The sequence below is a fragment of the Amycolatopsis sp. cmx-11-51 genome (genome assembly GCF_047608665.1).
GTDB lineage: Bacteria > Actinomycetota > Actinomycetes > Mycobacteriales > Pseudonocardiaceae > Amycolatopsis.
In genome coordinates, this window is the sequence record NZ_JADNQO010000005.1 from 222,965 (window position 1) to 238,464 (window position 15,500).

Annotated in this window: 17 protein-coding genes and 1 tRNA gene; 9 read left to right on the forward strand and 9 right to left on the reverse strand. The window is 67.5% G+C overall.

From position 1 onward, the window contains the following. A complete protein-coding gene (gene lysA, locus ACM6LU_RS20645) occupies positions 1-1,434 on the reverse strand; it encodes a diaminopimelate decarboxylase (protein ID WP_414939350.1) in 1,434 nt (477 codons plus the stop codon). A 152-nt stretch (positions 1,435-1,586) separates the two neighbouring features. Beyond that, entirely contained in the window at positions 1,587-3,281 is a 1,695-nt protein-coding gene (gene argS / locus ACM6LU_RS20650) for an arginine--tRNA ligase (RefSeq protein WP_414939351.1), read from the reverse strand. Between the two features lie 203 nt (positions 3,282-3,484). Between argS and ACM6LU_RS20655 the strand changes: the two genes are divergently transcribed. Both ACM6LU_RS20655 and ACM6LU_RS20660 read left to right on the forward strand, forming a co-directional pair. Then, a complete protein-coding gene (locus ACM6LU_RS20655; protein ID WP_414939554.1) occupies positions 3,485-4,282 on the forward strand; it encodes a DUF3105 domain-containing protein in 798 nt (265 codons plus the stop codon). An 8-nt stretch (positions 4,283-4,290) separates the two neighbouring features. Further along, on the forward strand, positions 4,291-5,004 hold the full coding sequence (locus ACM6LU_RS20660; protein WP_414939352.1) for a DUF305 domain-containing protein: 714 nt from the start codon (positions 4,291-4,293) through the stop codon (positions 5,002-5,004). Between the two features lie 94 nt (positions 5,005-5,098). Here ACM6LU_RS20660 and ACM6LU_RS20665 read toward each other — a convergent pair whose 3' ends face one another. Then, entirely contained in the window at positions 5,099-6,016 is a 918-nt protein-coding gene (locus ACM6LU_RS20665; protein ID WP_414939353.1) for a cation diffusion facilitator family transporter, read from the reverse strand. A 151-nt stretch (positions 6,017-6,167) separates the two neighbouring features. After that, a complete protein-coding gene (locus ACM6LU_RS20670; RefSeq protein ID WP_414939555.1) occupies positions 6,168-7,295 on the reverse strand; it encodes an epoxide hydrolase family protein in 1,128 nt (375 codons plus the stop codon). Positions 7,296-7,337: 42 nt separating this feature from the next. Here ACM6LU_RS20670 and ACM6LU_RS20675 point away from each other — a divergent pair, with 42 nt between their 5' ends. From ACM6LU_RS20675 to ACM6LU_RS20695, 5 genes are all read left to right on the forward strand, one after another. Next, a complete protein-coding gene (locus ACM6LU_RS20675) occupies positions 7,338-7,775 on the forward strand; it encodes a MarR family winged helix-turn-helix transcriptional regulator (RefSeq protein WP_414939354.1) in 438 nt (145 codons plus the stop codon). A 66-nt stretch (positions 7,776-7,841) separates the two neighbouring features. After that, positions 7,842-7,914, forward strand: a tRNA-Arg gene (locus ACM6LU_RS20680). 540 nt (positions 7,915-8,454) lie between these two features. Continuing rightward, positions 8,455-8,658: a hypothetical protein gene (locus tag ACM6LU_RS20685; RefSeq protein WP_414939556.1), complete on the forward strand. Its 204-nt coding sequence runs from the start codon at positions 8,455-8,457 to the stop codon at positions 8,656-8,658. A 67-nt stretch (positions 8,659-8,725) separates the two neighbouring features. After that, positions 8,726-9,160 carry a maleylpyruvate isomerase N-terminal domain-containing protein gene (locus tag ACM6LU_RS20690; protein WP_414939355.1) on the forward strand — a complete coding sequence of 145 codons (435 nt, stop codon included), beginning with the start codon at positions 8,726-8,728 and terminating at the stop codon, positions 9,158-9,160. 112 nt (positions 9,161-9,272) lie between these two features. Beyond that, on the forward strand, positions 9,273-9,854 hold the full coding sequence (locus ACM6LU_RS20695; RefSeq protein ID WP_414939356.1) for an adenylate kinase: 582 nt from the start codon (positions 9,273-9,275) through the stop codon (positions 9,852-9,854). Here the strand turns inward: ACM6LU_RS20695 and ACM6LU_RS20700 are convergent. The 4 genes from ACM6LU_RS20700 to ACM6LU_RS20715 are packed head-to-tail and all read right to left on the reverse strand — an operon-like array spanning position 9,851 to position 12,563. Beyond that, complete coding sequence (locus ACM6LU_RS20700; protein ID WP_414939357.1) at positions 9,851-10,342, reverse strand: GNAT family N-acetyltransferase; 492 nt, start codon at positions 10,340-10,342, stop codon at positions 9,851-9,853. The genes ACM6LU_RS20695 and ACM6LU_RS20700 overlap by 4 nt on opposite strands. 57 nt (positions 10,343-10,399) lie before the next feature. Further along, positions 10,400-11,635 carry a WXG100 family type VII secretion target gene (locus ACM6LU_RS20705; RefSeq protein ID WP_414939358.1) on the reverse strand — a complete coding sequence of 412 codons (1,236 nt, stop codon included), beginning with the start codon at positions 11,633-11,635 and terminating at the stop codon, positions 10,400-10,402. Then, on the reverse strand, positions 11,632-11,967 hold the full coding sequence (locus ACM6LU_RS20710) for a type VII secretion target (RefSeq protein WP_414939359.1): 336 nt from the start codon (positions 11,965-11,967) through the stop codon (positions 11,632-11,634). Before ACM6LU_RS20710 ends, ACM6LU_RS20705 begins: the two co-directional genes overlap by 4 nt. Continuing rightward, a complete protein-coding gene (locus ACM6LU_RS20715) occupies positions 11,964-12,563 on the reverse strand; it encodes a YbaB/EbfC family nucleoid-associated protein (protein ID WP_414939360.1) in 600 nt (199 codons plus the stop codon). Before ACM6LU_RS20715 ends, ACM6LU_RS20710 begins: the two co-directional genes overlap by 4 nt. Before the next feature lie 618 nt (positions 12,564-13,181). Between ACM6LU_RS20715 and ACM6LU_RS20720 the strand changes: the two genes are divergently transcribed. Then, positions 13,182-13,559, forward strand: coding sequence for a RidA family protein (locus tag ACM6LU_RS20720; protein WP_414939361.1), 378 nt, complete (start codon positions 13,182-13,184; stop codon positions 13,557-13,559). Between the two features lie 344 nt (positions 13,560-13,903). Here the strand turns inward: ACM6LU_RS20720 and ACM6LU_RS20725 are convergent, their stop codons facing one another. Next, positions 13,904-14,608 carry an SDR family NAD(P)-dependent oxidoreductase gene (locus tag ACM6LU_RS20725; protein ID WP_414939362.1) on the reverse strand — a complete coding sequence of 235 codons (705 nt, stop codon included), beginning with the start codon at positions 14,606-14,608 and terminating at the stop codon, positions 13,904-13,906. A 93-nt stretch (positions 14,609-14,701) separates the two neighbouring features. On the opposite strand from ACM6LU_RS20725, the gene ACM6LU_RS20730 reads away from it, so the two are divergent. Then, positions 14,702-15,319 (forward strand): TetR/AcrR family transcriptional regulator, encoded by a 618-nt coding sequence (locus ACM6LU_RS20730; protein ID WP_414939363.1) that lies wholly within the window; start codon positions 14,702-14,704, stop codon positions 15,317-15,319. Positions 15,320-15,500: the final 181 nt, after the last annotated feature.

Here is a 15,500-nt window from a genome sequence, read left to right on the forward strand (position 1 = left end):
CTAGACCTCCAGGCGCAGCATGTCGTCCGTCGTCTCCCGCCGCAGCAGCACGCGGGCGCTGCCGTTGCGCACGGCCACCACCGCGGGCCGCGGCTGCCGGTTGTATCCGCTGGCCATCGAGTAGCAATACGCCCCGGTGGCCGCCACGGCGAGCAGGTCGCCGGGAGCAAGAGTGTCGGGGAGCCAGCAGTCCCGGACGACGATGTCGCCGGACTCACAGTGTTTTCCCACGACCCGGGACAGCGCGGCGGCGGCCTGGCCGTCCCCGTCGTCGTCGGCGGAGCGGGAAACGAGACGGCAGTCGTACACCGCGTCGTAGAGCGCGGTGCGGATGTTGTCGCTCATCCCGCCGTCGACGCTGACGTAACGCCGGGCGGCCTTGTCGCCGAGCGAGACGTCCTTGATGGTGCCGACCTCGTACAGCGTGATCGTGCCGGGGCCGGCGATGGCGCGGCCGGGCTCACCGGCGATCTTCGGCACCGGAAGGCCCGCGTACTCGCATTCCTTGCGGACGATCTCGCGGATCTGCGTGATCATCTGCGCGGGCGGGGGCGGGTTGTCCTTGTCGGTGTAGGCGATGCCGAAACCGCCACCGAGGTCGACGATCGACAACTGGTCGAGCAGGTCGGTGCCGTGCTCCTTGGCGAGTTCGGCCAGCAGGCCGACCACGCGGCGGGCGGCGACCTCGAAACCGTCGGCGTCGAAGATCTGCGAACCGATGTGGCTGTGCAGGCCGATCAGGTTGAGCGACGGCGCGTTGAGCACCCGGCGCACGGCCTCCGCCGCGTCACCGGAGGCCAGCGAGAAACCGAACTTCTGGTCCTCGTGGGCGGTCGCGATGAATTCGTGGGTGTGCGCCTCGACGCCGACCGTGACCCGGATCAGCACGTTCTGCGTGACGTCGTGCCGGACGGCGACATCGGCCAGCCGCGCGATCTCGTAATACGAGTCGACCACGACCGTGCCGACGCCTGCCTCGACGGCCGCTTCGAGTTCGTCGAGCGATTTGTTGTTGCCGTGGAAGGTGATCCGCTCGGCCGGGAAGTTCGCGCGCTGCGCGACGACGAGTTCGCCGCCGCTGCAGACGTCCAGGCTCAACCCCTGCTCGGCCACCCAGCGGGCGATCTCGATGGACAGGAACGCCTTGGACGCGTAATGCACGAGAGCCGGGTCGTCGAACGCCTCGGCGTAGTCGGCGCAGCGCGACTTGAAGTCGGCCTCGTCGACGACGAACAGCGGCGTGCCGTACTGCTCGGCGAGTTCGCGGACGTCGACGCCCGCGATGCGCACGACGCCGTCCCCTCCGCGGAAGGTGTTGCGGGGCCAGACCTTCGGATACAGCCTGTCGAGTTCCGCTGGACTCGACGGCGGGAAACCGGAGGCGTCGGCGTGGGGGTAGACGTCGGCGTGGCGGGGGCCGGCGGGGTGAGCCATTCTGCGTTACTCCGCTCGATCAAGGCCGCGCGAACGCGTAGCCAGGGCGTCAGGTAGGTCGAAAAAGTTACGTCGCGCTCGTAGGACGCCCTGCCTCCGTGTTAGCGAGCCCTTCGGGTGGAGCGCGGGCGTCGTTTCGGCGCCGTGTCCCATCACATCCGCTCCGGAGCGGAGACACCGAGCACGGTGAGGCCGTTCGCCAGCACCTGGCGAGTCGCTTCACAGAGCGCGAGCCGGGAGAACGTGAGGGGGGTGGTCTCCTCGTCGCCCTTCGGGAGAACCCGGCCGACGGCGTTCCACTTGTGGTAGGCGCCGGCGAGTTCTTCGAGGTACCGGGCGACGCGGTGCGGTTCACGCAGCTGCGCCGCTCGGCGGAGGACGGTCGGGAATTCGCCGAGTGTGCGGATCAGATCGCCCTCGGCGGGCAGCGTAAGCAAACCGAAGTCGACATCGCCATCGGTCTGTGTTGATGAGCCCTCGGCGGGAATACGTACTTCGGGCTTGAGACCGAGGTCGGAAGCGTTGCGCTGCAAGGAGGCCAGCCGCGCGTGGGCGTACTGGACGTAGTAGACCGGGTTGTCGTTGGAGTGCTTGCGCAACAGGTCGAGGTCGATGTCCAAAGTGGAGTCGACCGAGTAGCGGATCAGCTCGTAGCGGGCCGCGTCCACACCGACGGTGCCGACGAGGTCCTCCATGGTGATCACGGTTCCGGCGCGTTTGCTCATCCGGACGGGTTTGCCGTCGGCGACCAGGTTGACCATCTGGCCGATCAGCACCTCGACCACGGCCGGGTCGTCGCCGAACGCGGCGGCGGCGGCCTTGAGCCGGGCGATGTACCCGTGGTGGTCGGCACCGAGCATGTAGATGCAGAGGTCGAAACCGCGCTTGCGCTTGTCCTGGAAGTAGGCGAGGTCACCGGCGATGTAGGCCGGGTTGCCGTCCTTCTTGATGACGACGCGGTCCTTGTCGTCGCCGTGTTCCTTGGACTTCAGCCACCAGGCGCCGTCCTCGAAGTACAGGTTCCCGGAGTCCTTCAGCTTCTGCACCGACGACGCGACGGCGCCGGACTCGTGCAGCGAGTTCTCGTGGAAGTAGACGTCGAAATCGGTGCCGAAATCGTGCAGGCTCTGCCTGATCTCGGTGAACATCAGCTCGATGCCGACCCGGCGGAAGGTCTCGGCGCGCTGGTCGTCGGGCAGCGACAACGCACTCGGCTCCTGGCGGAGGACCTCGGCGGCGATGTCGTTGATGTAGCCGCCCGCGTACCCGTCCTCCGGGGCGGGCTCGCCCTTGGCGGCCGCGATCAGGGACCGGACGAAGCGGTCGATCTGCGCGCCGTGGTCGTTGAAGTAGTACTCGCGGGTGACCAGACCGCCCTGTGCGGACAGCACCCGGCCCAGCGCGTCGCCGACCGCGGCCCAGCGAGTGCCGCCGAGGTGGATCGGGCCAGTGGGGTTCGCCGAGACGAACTCGAGATTGATCTTGACCCCGGCCAGCTCGTCGCCGAGACCGTACTTGTCCCCGGCGTCGAGGACCTGCTGGACGATCTGCCCCTGCGCGTCGGCGGCGAGCCGCAGGTTGAGGAAGCCCGGCCCGGCGACCTCGGCCGAGTCGATGCCGTCGGCCGCGGCGAGGGCCTCGGCCAGCGCGTCGGCGAAGTCGCGGGGTTTCATCCCCGCCTTCTTGGCCACCTGCAGTGCCAGGTTGGTCGCGTAATCGCCGTGCTCGGGGTTGCGGGGACGTTCGATCGTCACCTTCTCCGGCAGCACGGAATCGTCGAGGCCGCGCGCGGTGAGAACCTGCACGGCTGAGTTACGGACCAGGTCGGCGAGAGCTGCGGGAGTCACTCGCGGAATTCTAGGTGTCAGCTGGTCGGGGCTTCGCAGCGACCGCCGGAAGGTGTGAGCCAAGCCGGTGATCATCCGATGCGTTCACGGTGATCAGACGTGCGGTCTCTACACTGGCCCGCGCAGGGACCACCCCTTCGGAGAACGCAGGAGCCATGGCTAACGGGACAACCAGAAAAAAGGGCGCGTCGTCGAAGGACGCCATGAAGGCCGCCCGTAGTTCCGTCGTGTCCAAGAAGGGCACGCCCTGGGGCACGATCATCGCGGTCGTCGCGATCGTCGCTCTGGCGGCCTCGGTGGTCACCTACTACATGGTCGCCTCAGCACCGAAGCGCGAGCAGAAGACCCGTGAAGAGACCGCGGCCGCCTTCGCGCCTTCGCAGCAGGACCCGGATCCCTCCAAGCGGATCTCCGGGGTCGTCACCGCTGAGTACCCGGGCCAGGCACACGTCACGGCCGCCGAGCGCGTCGCCTACGACAAGCTCCCGCCCTTCGGTGGCCCGCACGACCAGGCCTGGGCCGCGTGCAACGGCGTCGTCTACCCGAACGCCGTCCGCAACGAGAACATGGTCCACGGTCTCGAGCACGGCGCGATCTGGATCGCCTACAACCCGCAGCAGGTCACCGGCGAGGCGCTGGATCTGCTGAAGGTCCGCGTCGAGGGCAAGCCGTACACGGTGATGTCGCCGTACCCGAACCTGGACAAGCCGATCTCGCTGCAGTCCTGGGGCCACCAGCTGAAGCTGGACAGCGCCTCCGACGAACGGATCGACCAGTTCATCGCGGCGCTGCGCACCAACCCGTACGGCGCGTACCCCGAGCGTGACGCCACCTGCGACGCGCAGATCGAGCCGGGCGAGTTCGACCCGACCCCGCCGGGGCCGGACGCGAAGCCGATGGACTACAAGGGCACCGCGGGCACCCAGCAGGACGGGCAGCCCAGCGCCGGTCAGCCGTCGCAGCCCCCGGCCACCCAGCCCTCGGCGCCCGCGAGCAAGTAGTGAGCCAGATGGACCCCGATCTCCAGTACATCGACGAACCGGACGACACTTCGCGGTCGGCGGCGAGCCGGTGGCTGGTGATCGGGGCGGCCCTGGTCGTCATGCTGATCCTCGGCTTCGGCCTCGGCGCCTTGACGACCAGGTTGCTCGACTCAGGCCCGGAGTCGACGACCCCGGGGGCGGGGTCGATCGAGGTCGGTTTCGCGCAGGACATGTCGGTGCACCACCTCCAGGCCGTCACCATGGCGGGCTGGGCGCGGGACCACACGGCCGATCCGGCGATCAAGACCCTCGCGTTCGACATCGAGCGCACGCAGACCGGCCAGGTCGGCCGGATGAAGGGCTGGCTGGGCCTGTGGGGCCAGCCCGAGCAGACGACCGGCGCGTACATGACCTGGATGACCGAACCGATGTCCGGGCACGCCGGGCACGGTGGCGCCGACCCGAAGCCGTCGAACGGCGCGCCGATGCCGGGCATGGCGACGTCGGCCGAATTGGCCAAACTGCGGTCGCTGACCGGCAAGGAGATGGACGTCTTCTTCCTCCAGCTGATGCTGCGGCACCACATGGGCGGTACGGCGATGGCGCAGTACGGCAACGATCACACCTCCGTGGCGGACGTGAAGTCGCTGACGCGGAGCATGCTCGTTTCGCAGGGTGCCGAGATCACCCTGATGAAGGGCCTACTCCAGGAGCGGGGCGCCGCCCCCCTCCCCGACTGACACCCTCCCCCTTCACGCAATTCGTCCTCTAGTTGCGGTAGTTCGTCTTGCCAACTACCGCAACTAGAGGACGAATTGCGTGAAGGGGGTGGAGCTACCAGGAGAGTTCCCGGCAGCGTCGCGCGCACTGGGGCACTTCTATCTGCAGCGTCGCGTGCTCGATCGAGTAGCGGTTCGCCAGGAGGTTCTGCGCCTCGGTCAGCACCGTGGCCTGTTCGACGGTCGGCGCGATGGTGAGGTGCACCGAGGCGACCTCCATGCCCGAAGTCAGCGTCCAGACGTGCAGGTCGTGGACGTCCTCGACGCCCTTCAGCGCGCCCAGTTCGGCTTGGATCCCGGCGACGTCGACCCCCTTCGGCGCGTGCTGGAACAGGATCCGCAGCGCGCGGCGGGCGAGGGCGTAGGTGCGGGGCAGGACGAACAGGCCGATCGCGACGCCGATGATCGGGTCGGCGTAGCGCCAACCGGTCATCAGCGTGATCGCACCGCTCAGCAGTACGCCGACGGAGCCGATCAGGTCGGCGAGGACCTCGAGGTAAGCGCCCCGGACGTTGATGCTCTCCTCCGCGCCCTTGCGCAGGATCAGGAAGGAGACGATGTTCGCGACCAAACCCGCGGCCGCCGCCAGCAGCACGGGCAGGCCGGGCACGACAGGCGGGTCGCTGATCCGGCCGATGGCCTCGATCAGGACGTAGCCCGCTACGCCGAACAGCAGGATGGCGTTGCCCAGCGCCGCGAGCACTTCGGCCCGGTAGAACCCGAAAGTGCGGGTGAGTGTCGGGCCGCTGCGCCGGGCCAGCATGATCGCCGCCAGCGCCATGCCGACACCGAGGACGTCGGTGAACATGTGCGCGGCGTCGGAGATCAGCGCGAGCGAGCCCGTGGCGAACCCGACGATGAACTCCATGACCATGAAGCCGGCGCCGATGACCAGGACGATCGTCAGGCTTTTGAGGTAGCGGCCTGACGCGCTCGACGGCGACGCTGTCCCGTGCCCGTGCCCGTGACCCATTGCTCCGCCTCTCGTGAAGTCGACAGGCCGAATATATTGTCACATGCGCATATGTGCAATACAGGTGAGCCTAAGTTCACCATGTCCTAAGCCACACAAGGAAGCCATCCCCCAGGAGGGCCTTCCCAGCACCTGAAACCGACACGCACCGCTACCGAAGCGACCGGAAGAACCCCCGCAACTGGCCGACGAAGACCTCAGGCTGCTCGAACGCCGCGAAGTGACCGCCCTTGGCCAACACCTCGTACCAGCGAAGATCGGTGTAACGCAGCTCCGCCCAACGCCGGGACGGCCGGATGATCTCGCGCGGGAAGATCGAGATACCCGAAGGAACCTCAATCGCGGAAACGTCCCGCTCCTTGTTCTCCCAGTAGATCCGCGCCGACGAAGCAGCCGTTCCGGTGAACCAGTAGACGGAGATCGCGTCGAGCATCTGCCGCCAGGACAGCGCGGTCTCCGGTGAGCCGTCGTTGTCGGTCCACTCCCAGAACTTCTCGGCGATCCAAGCGGCCTGCGCCACCGGCGAATCGGTGAGCCCGTAGCCGACCGTCTGCGGGCGGGTGCCCTGCTGCTGCGAGTACGCGGACCCGACCGTGCGGAACCGGGCCAGATCGCCGATCGCCGCCTTCTCCTCCGCTGTCGGTTCACCCAGCTTGGCCTCGTCGTACGGGACGCCCGCCATGTTCACGTGGACGGCGATCAACCGCTCCGGCGCGACCTTGGCGAGCATGTTCGTCACTCCGGCGCCCCAGTCGCCGCCCTGCGCCGCGTAGCGCTCATAGCCGAGCAGGCCCATCAGCTCGTCCCACGCCCGCGCGATGCGCTCGACGTTCCACCCCGTCGACGACGGCTTGTCGCTCCAGCCGAACCCCGGCAGCGACGGCGCGACGACGTGGAACGCGTCCGCGGGGTCACCTCCGTGCGCGGCGGGATCGGTCAGCGGGCCGAGCACGTCGAGGAACTCGACGACCGAACCCGGCCAGCCGTGCGTGAGTACGAGCGGGGTCGCGTCCGGCTCCGGCGAACGGACGTGCAGGAAATGGATACCCAGACCGTCCACAGTGGTCTTGAACCCCGGGAAAGCGTTGACCCGCGCGGCCAAATCGAAGTCGTAGTCCTCGGCCCAGTAGCGGCACAGCTCCCGCGCGAACTCCAGCGGGACACCCTGCGTCCAATCGTCCACAGTGGCAGGCTCGGGCCAGCGAGTGGCACGCAGCCGGGCTCGCAGGTCGGCGATGGCGGCTTCGGGGATCCGCACCTCGAACGGCTCGATCACGATATTCTCCCAGTCCGTTGGTGTCACCAACGCTACGCTGTCCCGATGAGCACCGCACCCGTCCGGCTTCGCGGCAAGGCCAGCTGGCTGGTCAACCAGGCCGCCACCGTGGCCCACCGGCTCGCGATGGACGAGTTCGCCCGCAGCGGAGCCCGCCGGTACCACTACGGGATTCTCGCGGCCATCGACGAGAACGGCCCGTCCAGCCAGGCCGCCTTGAGCCGCTCCACCGGCATCGACCGCAGCGACGTCGTCGCCGTCATCAACGAACTCACCGGCGCGGGCCACGTCGAGCGCGCCCCCGACCCCGCCGACGGCAGACGCAACCTGATCACCCTCACCGGCACCGGCGTCCAGCGGCTCCAGCACCTCGAAGACCTGGTCAGCGAGACCCAAGACGCCTTCCTCGCGCCACTGGAACCCGCCGAGCGAGAGCAGCTGACCCGGCTCCTCGCCCGCCTCGTGGACCATCACCACGGTTAACGGCCACCGCCTGCGAGGACGCCGGACGGGATGCGCTAAGCTTTCCGAAGTCGCTCAGGCGGCTACGCCCTCGTAGCTCAGGGGATAGAGCACTGCCCTCCGGAGGCAGGTGTCGCAGGTTCGAATCCTGCCGAGGGCACGCCGCACAACGAACCGCGCTAAGGACAATTCAGCGCGGTTTTTGGCATTCTCCGGCAGAACGACGTGCCCGGGCGGGGTCTGAGACGGCGCGCCCTTCGGGGTCCGTCTGGTCAGAGCCGTCGAGCACTCGCCTCGGGTTCGCCGCGCGGCCCGGCATTCACTCTCCGCCTGACAGACGGCCGACCGAATACATCGAGGCGCATAATTCCGCTAACCGTGAACCACCGCGCTCGATATCTCGAACCACGGCAAGAATGCAAAGCCTTTCACTGAATCGGCGTGTTCGACCGTTTCATGAAGATCTCTTGGACCGACGAGATGATCGAAGCCAGGACTGTGTCCTAACTTCCTCCTTCGGCCAGGCCGCGCGGATGGCGTAATTACCGCCGGAGACCGGCTTTACCGGACCGGGGACATCGTCCGCCACAACGCGAACGGCGACATCGAGTACCTCGGGCGCCTCGATGACCAGGTCAAGATCCGCGGCTACCGCAGCGAGCCCCGAGAGGTCGAAGCCGCCCTTCTGGCGCATCCGGGCATCTCGCAGGCCGCCGTCGTCGCACGCGAAGACGCTCCCGGTCAGAAGAGGCTCGTCGCCTATCTCAAGTGCCCGGACGGTCTCGACGACGCCGCTCTGCAGGCCGGACGGCACCGTCATCCCGTACGACCTCGCGCTCGACCAGGAATTGATTCTGGTCCCGAACAACTGACAAAGGCCATCAGGGCGACTTTGAAGTTGTAAAAGGGAGAACAATGGAGACCAACGAAACCCTGGATCGCTACCAGCGGGCCAGGACGCCTTCGACGCCGTGCTCGACGCCGTCCCGGCGGAACAGGGGAACAAGGCGTCGGCGTGCGAACTCTGGACGGTGCGTGACGTGGTGGGTCACGTCATCTGGGGGCGGGAAGTGCTGCGCCATCACGCGGCGGGCCAGGAGTACACGGTACGAAACGGCCCGGCGGGTTCCGAGAATCCCGGCGAACTCGCCGGCGACGACCCGCTGGCCGGATGGCGCGCGACCCGCGACGCGACCGCCGCCGTCGTCACCGATGACCTACTCGACCGGCCCGCCCCGTCGTGGTACGTGGCCAACCGCCCCGATGCGACGGTCACCGACCACCTGGCGCTACTGACCTTCGACACTCGGCGTGAAGGTGCGCATGGAGCTGATCTCGTCGCGCCGTCGTTCTCCCTCGCCCGGTTGATCATCAGCCGCACGCCGGGCACCTTCGGGCCAAGCTGAAACCGGCACCGGACGTCGACCAGCAGACTCGGTTCCTGGCCTTCCTCGGGCGGGTCTCGTAGCGGGTAAAAACGGATAACCGTCCTTACCGCTCAGTCCCTATGCTCCCGTCATGGAAATCATCGGGCCGGACGATGCCCTTCCCGAACGACGGATCCGGCGGGTCGCGGTGGCTGGCCCCGCCGGATCCGGCAAGTCGACGCTGGCACGAATTCTGTGCGAACGCCTGGGGTTGCCGTTCGTCGAGTTCGAGTCCTTCTTCCACGGACCGAATTGGACGGTGCGGGAGACCTGGCAGGCCGACGTCCTGAAGTTCCTCGACGGCGACGAGTGGGCCATCGAATGGCAGGGCGAAGAGGTTCGGGAGCGGATGACCGAACGGCTCGACGCGCTGGTCTGGCTCGATCATCCGCGCGCCGTGACCGTGACCCGCGCGGTCATCCGGACGCTGAAACGCCGTGTCGGGCGCGGCTCGAAGATCGCCGGTGGCAACGTCGAGGGTCCGTTGCACACCTTCTTCACCGATCCCGACCACATCGTCAAGCTCGCCTGGCGCTACCACCCGATGATCCGGGCACGCGTGCACAAGGTCATCGAGGAGAACCGGCATCCGGACCTCGTCGTCGTCCGCCTGCGTGGTCAGCGTGAGGTCGACCGCTGGCTCGACGGCCCCTTCGCCCGGAATCTCGGCTAGCGGAGGTTGCGGACACGCCAGACCACGCCGAGACCGGGGTCCTCCGTGGAACTCGGTTCGATCCGCTCCACCGTGAAACCTTCGCGCTCGTAGAAGGCACCCGCACGCTCGTTGGCCACGAAGTGCTCGATGTACAGCCGATCGGTGTCCGAGGGCAACTGTCCGATGAGGGCATCGAGCAACCGCGGGCCCAGCCCGCCGCCACGATGCCCAGGGTGCACGTAAAGCTTGTAGATCACGTGGTCATCGCCGTCGAGACCGCGCTGCCCGACGCCGATCACGTTCCCGTCGACCGCGACCACCACCGAGTCGCGGGCGACGGCCCCGCCGATGTTCGTCTCGTGCCACCATTTCCGGATCTGCTCGTCCGCGGCTTCCGCACCGATCAGCGGGGCGTAATGGGCTCGGACGTGCTCTTCGCCGAAGTGACAGATGGCCATGACGTCGTCCCGGTGGGCGGCCCGCACGACCGGCCTGTTTCCTGACACGTATCCCCCTCATGACCGGAGCCTCGCACCTCGATCGGTGCGGGGCTCCGGTGGCCGTCATTCCTCCGGCGGTTTTTCGTTCGCCGCGGGTGGGATGCCTTTCGTCAACTCGACGATGGTCTTCCCTGCCATACCCGAGGCACCGTAGGTCGGATCGCTCAGGATCTTGGTGACCTTTTCGATGTTTTCCGCCGCGGTCTTGCCGATCCTCTTGGTCAATTCGGGCATCGGCCAGCTGGTCCAGTAGTCGAACCGTTCCATCAGCTTCTTCATCGCGCCCTCGGACAGCTCGCCCTTGGCCCGCAGTTCCTTCAACAGCTTTTCCCGCACGATCCACCCGGCCTGGTCGCCGAGCTTGTCCGGTTTGGGTTTGGCCAGGGGGTCGGGTTTCACGTCCTCGATCCGCGGCGCCCCGGGCGGGGCGGCCTGCGGCGGCGGCTTCTTGCCGCCTCCCACCGGGACCTTGATCTTGTCGATGTTGCCGCTGAGCTTCATCTTGACGACGTCGTCGGCCGCCCCGCGCGTCTTGGCCAGGGCCTTGAGCATCTCGGCGAGCCGCTTGGCGATGTCGGCGATCTGCTTGGCGATCTTCGCGATCGCCACGCCGACCGTGACCATGATGGAGGTGATCGCCGCGATGATCGAGGCGCCGAAGGTGACGGGCGCCAGCGCGACCGCCACGATCGCGGCCTTGAGGATGCCGGCCAGGGTCATGGCGATGATGTCGCGGACGATGCCGCGGACGGCGCCGATGATCGCGCCCGCGATGCCCATCTGCTTGCCGGCGAGATTGACGTAGCCGGCGAGCGCGTCGAGCTGCTCGGCGACACCTTCCATGTCGGACCGGAACGCTTCGGCGGCGTCACCTTTCCAGGTCTCCAAGAGGTCTTTGGTGGACTTCTTGTGGTCTTCCGACCACTGCTTCACCGTCTTGCCCTCTTCGTAGATCGCCTCTTTGGCGGCCTCAATGCCCTTCGGGTCTCCCAGCAGGAAGTCCAGCGGCCAGCGGAAGATGACGATGTGCTCCATCAGCCAGCCGATTCCGGCGGTGAGCAACGACCCGATCGGGTCGAGGACCATGCCGAGGATCTCGATCCCCATCCCGATCGAGGCCATCGTGATGGAGAGGGCGTCGCCTTCGTTGGTCGCCCGTTTCAGCGCGAACGCCGAATCGAAGAAGCCCGCGCCCGCGGTGTCACCACTGCCCGCGAGGAAGTCGTTCTTCTCGTCTTTGAAGTCGTCGGCGCTGACGCCGCTATTGCTCCCGAAATCGTTCCGGTGGTACTCGCTCACTTGACCTTCACCTCGTCGATCCCGTCGCCGGCGGCGGTGATCAGCTTCTCCGAGTCCTGCTCGTTGGACTCGTACAGCTTCGCGGCCTCGTGCATCTTGTCGGAGAACTTCTGCATGTTCTCCGCGTACTCGTTCAGCTGGTCGCGTGCCTTGCCACAGTGCATGCTCGCGCCCGCGCCGTAGGCCTGGCCGCCGAAGATGCCGAAAAGGCCGGGGTCGGCGACACAGCTGCCCACCATGTCGGCGCTCTTCTGCAGCGATTCCTCGAGCCGGTCGAGGTGCTTGGCGAATTCCCTCAGCGCCTCTGTCGTGACCTCGCGTCCACCGCTCACCACGGGCTCATTTCGTCGTCGTCGGGGCTGGACGGCCGCCGGGTGCGCGGCGGCGCCGGCGGGTTCGGGGGCCGCACGGGGCGGCCCGGCTGCGGCGGCATCGGGGGACCAGCCTGCGGCCGGGCGCCACCCGGCTGCGGCGGCGGCATCCACCGGCCCGGCTGCGGCGGCCGGTCCTCGTTGTGCGCCTCCGGCGTCCACTTGTCCTGTTCGGGGCTCTCTTGCGCGCCGCCCTCTTCGTCCTCGACCTTCGGCATGAAGGTGCGGACCAGTTCCGCGGCCTCGTCGTTGCCGTTGATCTCGGTGTAGGACTCCGTGACCTTCTCGACGGTCCTGCGCTGGGCCTCGCGCACGGTCTGCATGACGAGTGAGGAGAGTCTGGCCGCCCCCAGCGTGAGCGCCCGGTTGCTGAACTCGATGGAGCTCAGCGAGCCGTTGGCCTCGACCTTCACCGTCACCGAGCCGTCCGCCGACTGCGCGGTGGAGGCGGACGCGGCGAACGCGGCGGTCAGCGCGCTGGCTCTTTCCTCGAGTTTCTTGGCTTCCCGCTCCAGGAGGAGGGCGAAATCCTCACCGGCGTCGAAGTTGGGTTGCATGGGCCGCCTTGCTCGGTCTGGTCAGGGTCACCACGGGGCACGGCTCGACGACGCGGACGGCCGGCAGGCCGTTCACCACGCCTCAAGCCGAAAAAGAGCACAAAACACTGTTCCTGCAAAAGGCATCCTAGGCAGGATCGCGGATCCCCCGTGGCACCGGGCAGTGAGGCTTGCCCGTACGAACAAGCCTCACTGCCCGAGAACGCAATCCGGCCGCTCAGCGCCGGACCCGGCGGCGTGCGCACCGCGGCATCCGCCGCGTCGTCGGGCGCCAGGAGTGGTGGAGGTGACCGCGTTGCTTGCCGTGCCGGCGAAGCAGCTTTCGGTCGGCGCGACCGAGCCACTCGTGGCCTTCACGTCGCCGTTGCAGGTCGCTCCACTGAGGACACCGGCCAGGTAGTCGGCCACGGCGGCGTCAGTGTGCAGGTGACCTTGCCGCCTGGGGCGGCACTGTGCGACGACCACGAAGAGCCTCCCGGTGACGAGCGAACTCAGCCCGATGCTACGAGCCCTATCACCACACTCGACTCGAAAGTCGGGGCACCACCTGAACTTGACTGATCGAGGGTGAGGCGAATCCGGTTCCGCTCCGGCCGCCGGTGTGGTTTCGTTCGGATCGTGACTGAGCGGGTGAACATCTCCTCCGGTGGGGACTTCGAGCAGATTTTTGGTTACAGCCGGGCGGTGCGCGTCGGCGAGCACATCCACGTGTCCGGGACGACGGCGCGCGAGCCGTTCCGGTCAGGTGACGCGTACGAGCAGGCGGCGGCCGTGCTTTCGATCATCGAGACCGCTTTGCGGGAGGCCGATTCGAGCCTGTCCGCGGTGGTCAGGACGGTCACCTACGTGACCGACATCAAGGACGCCGACCTGGTGGCGCGGGCCCACCGCGAAGCCTTCGGCGACGTGCTGCCCGCGGCCACGATGGTCGAGGTCTCGGCGTTGCTCGACCCGAAGATGAAGGTCGAGATCGAGGCCTACGCCATCGAGCAGTAGCTGGGGTACGGCATCGGTCACTGTGGTCGTGACTGTCGCCGGCGCCTTGGTCACCTGAGGTACATGAAGGCCCCTTCGTTGCGTCTAGTGTCGCGTGATCCTGCAGGTCTTACCCGTGATCAGACGGCGATCTCCGGAGATCGCCGTCTGATCACGCGTAACCGCCGTCTGATCACGCGAGATCGCCGTCCGAGGAACGAAACCCAACGTCAAGCAAGCAGGATCACGCGACACTGGCGCAGGGAAGGAGGCCTTCACGGACCTTCGATCCCGACCTATCCGCCGGTAGGTACCTGGACCGGGCGGCCCTATCCCGAATCGCCACTCAAGACCACCTCGGTTAACTACTTCCCGAGCGAACCGACCAGCACTTCGGCAGCCTCACGCGTCGCGTAGAGCTTCCAGAACGCGTCGGCGAAGACGTCCGGGTGGATCACCTCGGGTTCGAAGTCCAGCGGCCCCGAGGTGAGCACCTGGTGCGGAACGCTGCCCTCGATCAGCGCGCCGATGTTGACCGCTCCGGCGTAGACGCCCTTCTCGGCGAGCACGGAGTTCAGGTTGTGGAAGTAGTTCCGCAACGCCGCCTGTGCCATCCCCACGTTGCCGAGGAACGGCACCGGGTGCAGGCCGGATTGACCGGCGGTGAACAGGATCGCGCCGTCGCCGCGCTCGGTCATGTCCGGCAGCACGGCTCGCACCAGTGCCACCGCGGACACCAGGAACCGGTCCAGGATGAGCCTCAGGTTCTCCGGATCGACGTCGAGTACCGGCGCGATGCCCTCCCCCCTGTTCCCGCCGCCGGGGTTGAACGCGACCGCGTCGATCCGGCCGATGGCGGTGACGGCGGCCGCGATCCGGGCCGGTTCATAGACGTCGGCGGCGAACCCGCTCGCCTCGATGCCGTCACCGTGGAGTTCGGCGACGAGGGCGTCGAGGTTCTCGGTGGTGCGCGCGACGAGGGCGACGCGGAAACCTTCGCGGCCGAAGCGGCGGGCGAGTGACAGTCCCAGCACCGGCCCGGCGCCGAAGATCGCGAACGTTTTGGTCATATGTCCTCCCAGAAACTAAAGTTGAGGGTCTCCTCAACTTCTTCGAAGGTACACACAACTTGAGGCCAGCTTCAACTTGGCTACGATGCGGGCGTGACCAAACCCCTCCGGAAGGACGCCCAGCGCAACCGCCACCTGCTGGTCGAGGCCGCCAGGGGGCTCTACGCGGTGCGAGGACTCGACGTCGCGCTCGAAGAGATCGCCAAGACCGCCGGTGTCAGCATCGGCACGCTGTACAACCACTTCCCTCAGCGCACGGATCTGGTCGACGCCGCGTTCGCCGACCGGACCGAGACTGTCGCGGCCATCGCCGAACACGCGCTGGCCTTCGACGACGCCTGGGCCGGGTTGACGTCCTTCATCGAACGGATCTGCGAACTGCAGGCCGCCGATCGCGGCTACAACGAGCTGGCCTCGACACGGCCGCCGCAGACCGAGGACCTCGAACGCGGGTACGGCCTCATGACCCGTGTCATCGAGCGCGCCAAGGAGAGCGGGGCCCTCCGCGGCGACTTCACCCTCGAGGACATGGCCTTCGTGACCTGGGGGATCGCGCGCACCGTGGAGGCGACCGCGGCCGTCCGGCCGGAGGCCTGGCGCCGCCATCTCGCCCTGCTGTTCGACGGGATGCGTGCCACGGCCGCGAGCCCGCTGCCGGAACCGCCGCTGCTGCCCGACGAGCTGGCGCGGCTCCTGGGCGGCTGCGGCTGAACTCCTCAGGCAACCCATCTCCCCTCCGGAACGTGTTCACGCCGGGACGTGGCAGCTGGACTCCTCCCAGAGCCAGACCGCACTGGAGCCGCTCATGGAGACCACCGACCCCTTCGCGTCGGTCAAAAGGAAACGCCGGATCTACTGGCCGCCGTCGCCGCCGCGAAGAAATGCGTGCCCG

Excerpts from the sequence above, each read along its gene's own strand:
- ACM6LU_RS20655 (WP_414939554.1), top strand. The coding sequence starts at position 3,485 with ATGAAGGCCGCCCGTAGTTCCGTCGTGTCCAAGAAGGGCACGCCCTGG.
- ACM6LU_RS20665 (WP_414939353.1), bottom strand. The coding sequence starts at position 6,016 with ATGGGTCACGGGCACGGGCACGGGACAGCGTCGCCGTCGAGCGCGTCA.
- ACM6LU_RS20675 (WP_414939354.1), top strand. The coding sequence starts at position 7,338 with ATGAGCACCGCACCCGTCCGGCTTCGCGGCAAGGCCAGCTGGCTGGTC.
- ACM6LU_RS20695 (WP_414939356.1), top strand. The coding sequence starts at position 9,273 with ATGGAAATCATCGGGCCGGACGATGCCCTTCCCGAACGACGGATCCGG.
- lysA (WP_414939350.1), bottom strand. The coding sequence starts at position 1,434 with ATGGCTCACCCCGCCGGCCCCCGCCACGCCGACGTCTACCCCCACGCC.
- ACM6LU_RS20660 (WP_414939352.1), top strand. The coding sequence starts at position 4,291 with ATGGACCCCGATCTCCAGTACATCGACGAACCGGACGACACTTCGCGG.
- ACM6LU_RS20725 (WP_414939362.1), bottom strand. The coding sequence starts at position 14,608 with ATGACCAAAACGTTCGCGATCTTCGGCGCCGGGCCGGTGCTGGGACTG.
- ACM6LU_RS20715 (WP_414939360.1), bottom strand. The coding sequence starts at position 12,563 with ATGCAACCCAACTTCGACGCCGGTGAGGATTTCGCCCTCCTCCTGGAG.